At 69.1% G+C, this 9,331-nt stretch carries 6 protein-coding genes; 4 read left to right on the forward strand and 2 right to left on the reverse strand.

The features are described from left to right. Positions 1–95: 95 nt before the first annotated feature. The 3 genes from BKH20_RS11805 to BKH20_RS11815 all read left to right on the forward strand — a co-directional run bounded on the left by BKH20_RS11805 (position 96) and on the right by BKH20_RS11815 (position 4,032). Positions 96–974, forward strand: a complete 879-nt coding sequence (locus BKH20_RS11805) for a lysophospholipid acyltransferase family protein (protein WP_075391217.1) — start codon at positions 96–98, stop codon at positions 972–974. A 160-nt stretch (positions 975–1,134) separates the two neighbouring features. Then, positions 1,135–2,364 (forward strand): pyrophosphate--fructose-6-phosphate 1-phosphotransferase, encoded by a 1,230-nt coding sequence (locus BKH20_RS11810; RefSeq protein WP_075391218.1) that lies wholly within the window; start codon positions 1,135–1,137, stop codon positions 2,362–2,364. Positions 2,365–2,682: 318 nt separating this feature from the next. Further along, positions 2,683–4,032: a class II 3-deoxy-7-phosphoheptulonate synthase gene (locus BKH20_RS11815; RefSeq protein WP_256693160.1), complete on the forward strand. Its 1,350-nt coding sequence runs from the start codon at positions 2,683–2,685 to the stop codon at positions 4,030–4,032. Between the two features lie 77 nt (positions 4,033–4,109). On the opposite strand, the gene pknB is transcribed toward BKH20_RS11815, so the two are convergent. Together pknB and BKH20_RS11825 are read right to left on the reverse strand one after the other, a co-directional pair. After that, positions 4,110–6,137 carry a Stk1 family PASTA domain-containing Ser/Thr kinase gene (gene pknB / locus BKH20_RS11820; protein ID WP_075391220.1) on the reverse strand — a complete coding sequence of 676 codons (2,028 nt, stop codon included), beginning with the start codon at positions 6,135–6,137 and terminating at the stop codon, positions 4,110–4,112. Positions 6,138–6,236: 99 nt separating this feature from the next. Further along, positions 6,237–7,397, reverse strand: coding sequence for a polyprenyl synthetase family protein (locus BKH20_RS11825; RefSeq protein WP_075391221.1), 1,161 nt, complete (start codon positions 7,395–7,397; stop codon positions 6,237–6,239). 224 nt (positions 7,398–7,621) lie between these two features. Between BKH20_RS11825 and BKH20_RS11830 the strand changes: the two genes are divergently transcribed. Beyond that, positions 7,622–9,268, forward strand: coding sequence for an RNA polymerase sigma factor (locus tag BKH20_RS11830; RefSeq protein WP_075391222.1), 1,647 nt, complete (start codon positions 7,622–7,624; stop codon positions 9,266–9,268). Positions 9,269–9,331: the final 63 nt, after the last annotated feature.

Below are 9,331 nucleotides of genomic sequence, written 5' to 3' on the forward strand. Positions count from 1 at the left end.
TACCCGAGCGGCACCGCCGGCTCCGGTGCCGTCCGTCTCCGATGGTGCAGGACCGTGTGGTGGCCGCCCAGCCAGCAGTTCACAGGAGGCCCCGCGTGGGATACGGACCCATCAAGGCAACAGTCGGCCCGGCCCTGGAGATGCTCTATCAGCCCTGGATCCGTGGCGAGGAGAACATTCCCGCCGAGGGCGCGGCGATCCTGGCCTCCAACCACCTGGCGGTCATCGACTCCTTCTTCCTGCCGCTGCTGGTGGACCGCGAGGTCGCCTTCATCGGCAAGGCCGACTACTTCACCGGCAAGGGCGTCAAGGGCTGGGCGGTGAAGAACTTCATGAAGACCGTGGGCACGATTCCCGTGGACCGCTCCGGCGGCAAGGCCTCCCAGGCGGCGCTCCAGGCCGGCATCGACCGCCTGCGCTCGGGGCACCTCTTCGGCATCTACCCCGAGGGCACGCGCAGCCCCGACGGACGCCTCTACCGCGGCAAGACCGGCGTGGCCCGCATCGCTCTGGCCACCGGCGCCCCCGTGGTGCCCGTGGCGATGATCGGCTCCAACCTGGCTCAGCCGATCGGCAAGTCCATCCCCTCCACCCGCCACCGTGTGGGCATCGTCATCGGTGAGCCGCTGGACTTCTCCCGCTACAAGGGCCTGGAGAACGACCGCTTCGTGCTGCGCTCTATCACCGACGAGATCATGTACGCCCTCATGGCCCTCTCCGGCCAGGAGTACGTGGACCTCTACGCCGCCGACGTCAAGAAGGCCATGGACTCGGAGAAGAAGACCGCCGACGAGGTCGTCACCGAGATGCTCGCTGTCCAGGCGCAGGCCCGCCCCTCGGTGGCCCCCGTGGCCGCGCCCGGCGGTCGCCCCGCCCCCGAGGTCTCCGTGCCCGAGCCGCCCGAGGACAAGAGCGGCAAGGACAAGAAGAAGGACAAGACCTCCGACGACGAGCCCGAGCCCAGTGCCGAGTAAGGGCTTTGGGGACTGGGCGACTATCCCGGCCTCCTGATTCTGTCCAGTTGGTCCCTGTCAGCGGCTACCGATGACACGTAGACTGACGCCCGGTGCGGCCCGAGCCGCCCGATCCGGCCGGGGCACAGACCCCGAGTACCCACAACCCGAAAGGTTCCCGATGTCGATTCGTCGCGTCGCCCTGCTCACCGCTGGCGGTTTCGCCCCCTGTCTGTCCGCCGCCGTCGGCGACCTCATCGAGCGCTACACGCAGGTCGCTCCCGAGGTCGAGATCATCGCCTACCAGTACGGCTACCACGGCCTGCTCACCGGCAACTACATCGTCATTGACGACGAGGGCCGCAAGAACGCAGGCATCCTGCGCGACTTCGGCGGGTCCCCGATCGGTAACTCCCGCGTCAAGCTCACCAACGCCAAGAACCTCGTCGAGCGCGGCCTGGTGAAGGAGGGCGTCAACCCCTTGGAGTTCGCCGCCGAGCAGCTGCGCAAGGACGGCGTCGACGTCCTGCACACCATCGGTGGCGACGACACCAACACCACCGCCGCTGACCTGGCCGCCTACCTCCACGAGAACGACTACGAGCTCACGGTCGTCGGCCTGCCCAAGACCATCGATAACGACGTGGTTCCGATCCGCCAGTCCCTGGGCGCCTGGACCGCGGCCGACGAGGGCGCCGGCTTCGCCTTCAACGTCATCGGCGAGCACCGCTCCAACCCCCGCATGCTCATCGTCCACGAGTGCATGGGCCGCAACTGCGGCTACCTCACCGCCGAGACCGCCCGCCGCTACCACGACCTGCTCCAGACCAAGCAGTGGGCCCCCTCCCTCGGCCTGACCAAGGAGCGCTGGGACGTCCACGCCGTCTTCCTCCCTGAGGTGAAGCTCGACATTGCCGCCGAGGCCGAGCGCCTCAAGGCCATCATGGACGAGCAGGGCAACGTCAACATCTTCCTGTCCGAGGGCGCCGGCGTCCCCGAGATCATCGCGGAGATGGAAGCCGCCGGCCAGGAGGTCCAGCGCGACCCCTTCGGCCACGTCAAGCTCGACACCATCAACCCCGGCCAGTGGTTCGCCAAGCAGTTCGCCGAGCTCATCGGCGCTGAGAAGGTCATGGTCCAGAAGTCCGGCTACTACTCGCGCGCCGCCCACGCCAACGCCGAGGACCTCGCCCTCATCAAGAAGATGTGCGACCTGGCCGTCGACTGCGCCCTGCGCGGCGAGTCCGGCGTCATCGGCCAGGACGAGGAGAACAACGACGAGCTCACCGCGATCGCCTTCCCGCGCATCGCCGGTGCCAAGCCCTTCGACATCACCCAGGCCTGGTTCACCGACCTCATGGCCGACCTGGGCCAGAAGGTCGAGCCCGCCGAGGCCACCCCCGAGCACTGAGACTGAGCCCGCACCCTTGCCGCGGCCGGTGCCGTCCTCGTGACGGCGCCGGCCGCTCCTCTGTGCCCGTCTGTGCCCTGGAAGATGATGCCGGAGGCCCCATGTGTCACGTTTGGCGACTATTCAACCCGCCCGCTGCACTTCTGGAACGGCGGCCTTCGTATCCGTGCAGGTCAGGGCGTTGTAACCAGTCCGTGCGCGCTCTGTTGCAGCCCTAAAAGTCGCCCGTAGTGACAGAATTCGTCTCCCAACCCCCGTGTTTCGCGATGCGGCGCCGATCCCGGGCAATCTCCCGACTGGCTTATGCTGACGGGCGTGATGAACGAGCTCTCCGCCGCCCGTACGGGCGTCCAGGCCCCCGCATGGCGCCACCTGCCCGCCCTCCAGCAGCCCGCCTACCCCGATGAGGCGGCGCTGGCCGACGTGGTGGCGGACCTGCGCCGCCGGCCCCCGCTCGTCTTCGCCGGAGAGGTCGACTCCCTGCGAGGCCTCATCGCCCAGGCCAGCACCGGGGACGCCTTCGTCCTCATGGGTGGGGACTGCGCCGAGTCCTTCACCCACAACACGGCCGACAACATCCGCCTCAAGGTCCAGACCATCCTCCAGATGGCCGCGGTCCTCACCTACGGCGCCTCCACGCCCGTGGTCAAGATCGGCCGCATGGCCGGCCAGTACGCCAAGCCCCGCAGCTCGGACACCGAGACCCGCGGCGAGGTCACCCTGCCCGCCTTCCGCGGCGACTCCGTCAACGGCCACGAGTTCACTCCCGAGGCCCGCATCCCCGACCCCACGCGCATGCTGGACGCCTACCTGCGCTCGGGCACCACCCTCAACCTCATCCGCGCCTTCACGATGGGCGGCTACGCGGACCTGCGCGAGGTCCACTCCTGGAACCGCGGCTTCACCGCCAACCCCGCCTACAAGCGCTTCGAGTCCTTCGCCGACGAGATCGACCGGGCCATGCGCTTCATGGAGGCCGCCGGCGTGGACTTCGAGGCCCTGCGCCAGGTCGATTTCTACGCCGCCCACGAGGCCCTCCTCCTGGAGTACGAGGACGCCATGATCCGCGAGGACTCCCGCACCGGGCGCCTCTACGACACCTCCGCCCACATGCTCTGGGTGGGGGAGCGCACCCGCGAGGCCGACGGCGCCCACGTCGCCATCCTCGCCGGCGTCCACAACCCCGTGGGCGTCAAGGTCGGCCCCACCACGTCCCCCGACGACATTGCCCGGCTCATGGACCGTCTCAACCCCGAGGGCCTGCCCGGACGCCTGTCCCTCATCACCCGCATGGGCGCCGACCGCATCCGTGAGGCCCTGCCGCCGCTGGTGGAGGCGGTGCGCGCCGACGGACGCCCCGTCACCTGGATCACCGACCCCATGCACGGCAACACCATCACCTCCGACAACGGCTACAAGACCCGCCGCTTCGAGACGATCCTCGACGAGATCCGTGGCTTCTTCGAGGTGCACCGCTCCCTGGGCACTGCCCCGGGCGGCATCCACGTCGAGCTCACCGGCGACGACGTCACCGAGGTCCTCGGCGGCGGCGAGCACATTGACGAGGCAGGCCTGGCCGAGCACTACGAGACCCTCGTCGACCCGCGCCTCAACCACCAGCAGTCACTCGAGGTCGCCTTCGAGATCGCCGAGATGCTCAAGGGTTGAGAACCCCGCTAAGAAGCCCGCCCCGCGGGGTGGTGAAGCGTGGCCCGGTCCGCTGAAGCGGAACCGGGCCACGTTCGTCAGAAGATGTTGATGGTGACTTTGGAGCCCGGCTTGACGCTGGAGCCCGGTGCGGGGTCGGTGGAGCGCACCGTCCCGAAGGGGCCACCCAGGCGCTTGTTGACCTCCACCTTGAGCCCGGCGTCCTCCAGGGCCTTCTTGGCCTCGTCCTGGCTCTTGCCGGTCACGTCGGGGACCGTCACCTTCTCCGGTCCCTTGGAGACGGTCAGGTCCACCGAGTCACCCTTGTAGTAGCCCGAGGCCCCGGCGATGGGGGAGGAGGAGATGACGTTCCCCTTGGCCACGGAGTCGGAGTAGCCCTTGCTGACCTTGCCCTTCTTCAGGCCGGCGTTCTCCAGGGCCTTCTTGGCCTCGTCCTCGCTCAGGCCGGTCACGTCGGGGATCGTGGCCGGCTCCTTACCCTTGGAGACCACGATCGAGACCTTCTCGGTGTGCTTGATGACCTTGCCGGCCTTGGGGTCGCAGGAGACGACCTTGCCCGACTCCACGCTGGCGGAGTACTCCTCGGTGACGTCCCCCAGGGTCAGGCCGGCCGCTGTGATCGCGGCTGTGGCCTGGTCCTTGGTCTTCCCGACGACGTCGGGAACGGTCTTGGTCTCCACGCCTCGGGAGACGGTGGCGGTGACGGCCTGGCCGAGCCCTACCTTCTGGCCCGTCTTCGGCTGGCAGGAGACGATGCTGCCGGCCGGGACCGTGTCGGAGTAGGCGCGCTCGGGCGTGCCCCAGTCGAGCCCCTGCTTCTCCAGGGTGAGCTGCGCCTGGTCCTCAGACATGCCGACGATGTTGGGGACGGGAACTCTTCTGCCGGGACCGGCCGTTAGGTACCAGGTGGCGCTCGCCCCGGTTCCGGCCACGGCCAGCAGTCCGATGATGACCGCACGACGGCGGATGAAGTTGCCGGTGCCCTTCTTCGGGGCGGGGACGGCAGTGGTCTTCTGGGCGTCGGCCGCCAGGGCCTTGCGGGAGAGCGCACGTGTTCTCCCCTTGGAGTCCGGGCCGATGGAACCGATGGGAAGGGAGACGGTGCGCATCCCGGCGTGCGGCGAGGCGTCCTCGACGGAGGAGTCGTCGGCGTCGTCCTGGGGCTCGTTGTCGATGGCTGAGCGGGCGGCCTGAGCATTGGCTGTCATGACCTGCTGGGTGCGGATGGAGCCGGTCCCGCCCCCGCGGCGCACGGAGAGCTCGGACTCGGTGAGCTCGTCGACGACGTTGCGCAGCAGCGCCAGCGCCTCGTCGGCGTCGGCCGGGCGCTCCTGCGGCTCACGGCGCGTCATGGTGGCCACGAGCTCGTCGACGTCGGCCGGCATGTCGGGCACCAGCTTGGAGGGCAGGGAAACGTCCTCGTGGACGTTGCGGAAGGCGATCTGAATGGGGGAGTCTGCGGTGAAGGGCTGCTGGCCGGTGAGGAGTTCGTAGAGAACCACCCCGGCAGAGAAGACGTCGGCGCGAGAGGTGGACTCCCCGGAGGTGATGAGCTCGGGCGCCAGGTAGGCGACCGTGCCCAGCACGTTGCCCGTCGTCGTCTGCGTCACCTCCGTGACCGCCCGGGCCAGGCCGAAGTCGGCCACCTTGGCCACCGAGCCGTCCGAGGGCAGCAGGACGTTCTCCGGCTTGATGTCGCGGTGGACCAGGCCGGCCCGGTGGGCCGCGCCGAGCGGACGCAGCAGCTGGGCCACCAGGCCCAGGGCCTCCTTGACCGACAACGGCCCTGCCGCAATGAGGTCACGCAGCGTGGGCCCCTCGACGTACTCCATGACGAGGTAGGCGACCCCGTCGAGGCTGCCCTGGTCGAAGACGGCCACCACGCCCGGGTTGGACAGGCGTGCCGCGGCCCTCGCCTCACGGCGGAAGCGTGAGACGAAGTCGGGGGAGTCGGCCAGGTGGGCGTGCATGAGCTTGAGCGCCACGGTCCGGTCCAGGCGACGGTCATAGGCGCGGTAGACGGTGGCCATCCCGCCACGCGCTAGGCGGTCGACGATCTCGTAGCGAGAGTCGACCAACCGACCAATGAGGGGATCTGTCACCACGCCGCGATTCTACGATGCCGGTCGGGTGGTGACAGCCGCCGGCCGGATCAGGCGGGTAGTACTGCCCGCCTGGCGGGGTGCCCTGTTTCCTGCACCGGATCAGGAGACTCGGTGTGTCAGCAGGTCCGCCAGCACCGCCAGGTCCTCCAGGGATGCGGTGCTCACCACGCCCTCGTTCCCGAGTCGTTCCAGCGCCTGGTTCCCGGCGTCGCGGTGCGCGGCAATGATCTCCTCGTGGGCGGCTCGCGCGCCGCAGTCCTCGATGAGAGCGGTGACCTCGCTGATCTGCTCCTCCGTGGCCTCGGGGTTGGCCAGGACGCTGCCAAGCAGGTGCCGGCCGGCCTCGTCGCAGCGCCCCCAGGTCAGGGCCAGCAGCACCGTGCGCTTGCCCTCGCGCAGATCGTCTCCGGCGGGTTTGCCGGTGGTCTGCGGTGAGCCGAAGACCCCCAGCTCGTCGTCGCGCAGCTGGAAGGCGATACCGACGTCCTCGCCGAAGGCGGCCAGGTGCTCGGCGGTGGTCCCGCTCGGGTCCAGGCCGGCCAGGAGGGCGCCAATGAGCAGCGGGTGACGCACCGAGTAGCGGGCCGACTTATGCCGCACGACCGACAGGGCGTCGCCCTGCATGCGCCTGGCCGCAGCGCCCGGCTCCCGGTCCCAGGGCAGGGGCAGGTTCTCGCTGCGCACGTCGAGGAACTGGCCCAGGGCCACCTCGGTGGTCATGGCGTCGAAAGCGGACCTGGCGTACCGCACCGCACTGCTTCCGGCCTTGCTGGAGGCGCGCGACGGCGCCAGCGCGCTCATCTGCTCGCCGGCCAGCGACAGCAGGAGGTCGCCGAGCAGGATGGCGCCATTGGCCCCGAAGGTCTGCGGGCGTCCCAGCCAGCCCCGGGCCTCGTGGTCTCGAGCGAAGACGCGGTGCGCCGCGGGCAGGCCCCGCCGAGTGTCGGCACCGTCCATGAGGTCGTCGTGGACCAGGGCACTGGCCTGGTAGAGCTCCAGGGCCGCACCCAGGTGGACGGCGTCGGAACCGGTCAGGCACTCGGCTCGCTGCTCCGGGGTGCTCAGGATCGCGCAGCCGACGGCCCCCAGGACGGCCCGCATGCGTTTACCTCCGCTCAGGACGCTCCCGGCGGCCTCGAGCAGCTCCGGGGTGGCCTGGCCCAGGTCCTCCCAGCGCCGGTGGCAGTCCTCCAGGACCTGAGTCAAGCGGTGCTCGACGGCGGGACGGACACGGCCCAGGGCCGCAGGCAGCGCACTCATGACCGCCAGAGTAGTCCCAGCTCAGACGTCAGGAGGGGTGGTGACTCCCCCGGTGGCGGGTTTGCTGCGGCGCGACGCGAGTGCGAACAAGGTGAGGTCATACTAAGTCGTCTGTGCGGAGATCCTGAGGAATAAACGCTACAATTCGGGGGTTGTCTGCTGTGCCGGGTCGGGTTCCCATACCCCGTCACCGGCTGTCCGCCCGCCCACGCGAAAGGAACTCCGTGGCTTCTTCCACAGTGACGCGCTCCAGCACCGAGCTCACTGACGACGTCGACGAGACCCCGCTCGACGACGAGGACTTCGACCTCGACGACGAAGGAGACGACGACGCCGGCTATGACGACGAGGACTACGACGGCTCTGACGAGGACGACAACGAGGACTCCTCTGACGAGGACGAGGACCAGGATGACGACTCCGAGGCGCAGACCGCCCAGGAGGATGACGGCCCGGCCCCCGAGCTGCGCGACTACTACCTGGATGTGAGCCTGGAGGAGAACGGCGACGGCTCCAAGCGCAGCCCCTTCAACAACCCCGCCTCTCTCAAGGGGGTCCGCCTGGCCCCGGGGGCGACTCTCTTCGTGCGCTCGCGCACGGTCGTGGAGAACCTGGAGATCGCCGGTCACGGCACCCTGGAGGAGCCCATCACGCTGGCCCCCTACGGACACGGCCCGGTTCCCCGGTTCGTCGTGGGTGACTCCGCCCCGATGGTGGCGCGTGACTACCTCGCTCAGAACGGCTACATCTTCCGTGGCTGGGTCATCAAGGGCATCAAGATGCAGCCCTCCATCGCGGCCCTGACCGGCGAGCTCGAGCGCATGCGCCGGGAGGAGGCGGAGAAGGCCGCCTCCAAGAAGTCCGGTAAGCGCGGCAAGTCCCAGGACAAGGACGGCTCCTTCACCGTCTCCGACTCCGATGAGGGTGACGAGCCCGCCCAGCGGGTCGTCACCGCCGGCGCCACCGCGGACCCGGTCAAGGACTACCTCAAGCAGATCGGTAAGGTCGCGCTGCTGAACGCCGAGCAGGAGGTCGAGCTCGCCAAGCGCATCGAGGCCGGCCTCTACGCCGAGCACCGCCTGGCTGAGGAGGGTAACGACCTACCGGCCAAGCTGCGCCGCGAGCTGCACTGGGTGGCCCAGGACGGTCAGAGGGCCAAGAACCACCTGCTGGAGGCCAACCTGCGACTGGTGGTCTCGCTGGCCAAGCGCTACACGGGGCGCGGCATGCTCTTCCTGGACCTCATCCAGGAGGGCAACCTGGGCCTCATCCGAGCTGTGGAGAAGTTCGACTACACCAAGGGCTTCAAGTTCTCCACCTACGCCACCTGGTGGATCCGCCAGGCCATCACCCGCGCGATGGCGGACCAGGCCCGCACCATCCGTATCCCGGTGCACATGGTCGAGGTCATCAACAAGCTCGCCCGCGTGCAGCGCCAGATGCTCCAGGACCTGGGACGTGAGCCCACCCCGGAGGAGCTGGCCGTCGAGCTGGACATGACCCCGGAGAAGGTCGTCGAGGTCCAGAAGTACGGGCGCGAGCCGATCTCCCTGCACACCCCCCTGGGTGAGGACGGGGACTCCGAGTTCGGTGACCTCATTGAGGACTCCGAGGCCGTGGTCCCGGCCGACGCGGTCAGCTTCACCCTCCTGCAGGAGCAGCTCCACGCCGTGCTGGACACTCTCTCGGAGCGCGAGGCCGGCGTGGTCTCCATGCGCTTCGGTCTGACCGACGGCCAGCCCAAGACCCTCGATGAGATCGGCAAGGTCTACGGGGTCACCCGCGAGCGCATCCGCCAGATCGAGTCCAAGACCATGTCCAAGCTGCGCCACCCCTCGCGCAGCCAGGTCCTGCGCGACTACCTGGACTGAGCGGACGGACCCTGACGAAGGAGCCCCGACGGCTCCTGCGTGTCGACGGCGTCGGCCCCGGAA

It is taken from the genome of Actinomyces oris (assembly GCF_001937445.1).
GTDB lineage: Bacteria > Actinomycetota > Actinomycetes > Actinomycetales > Actinomycetaceae > Actinomyces > Actinomyces acetigenes.

What these genes read in the sequence shown, in the direction of transcription:
- BKH20_RS11815 (WP_256693160.1), top strand. Translation starts at nt 2,683, where the DNA reads ATGAACGAGCTCTCCGCCGCCCGTACGGGCGTCCAGGCCCCCGCATGG.
- BKH20_RS11825 (WP_075391221.1), bottom strand. Translation starts at nt 7,397, where the DNA reads ATGAGTGCGCTGCCTGCGGCCCTGGGCCGTGTCCGTCCCGCCGTCGAG.
- BKH20_RS11810 (WP_075391218.1), top strand. Translation starts at nt 1,135, where the DNA reads ATGTCGATTCGTCGCGTCGCCCTGCTCACCGCTGGCGGTTTCGCCCCC.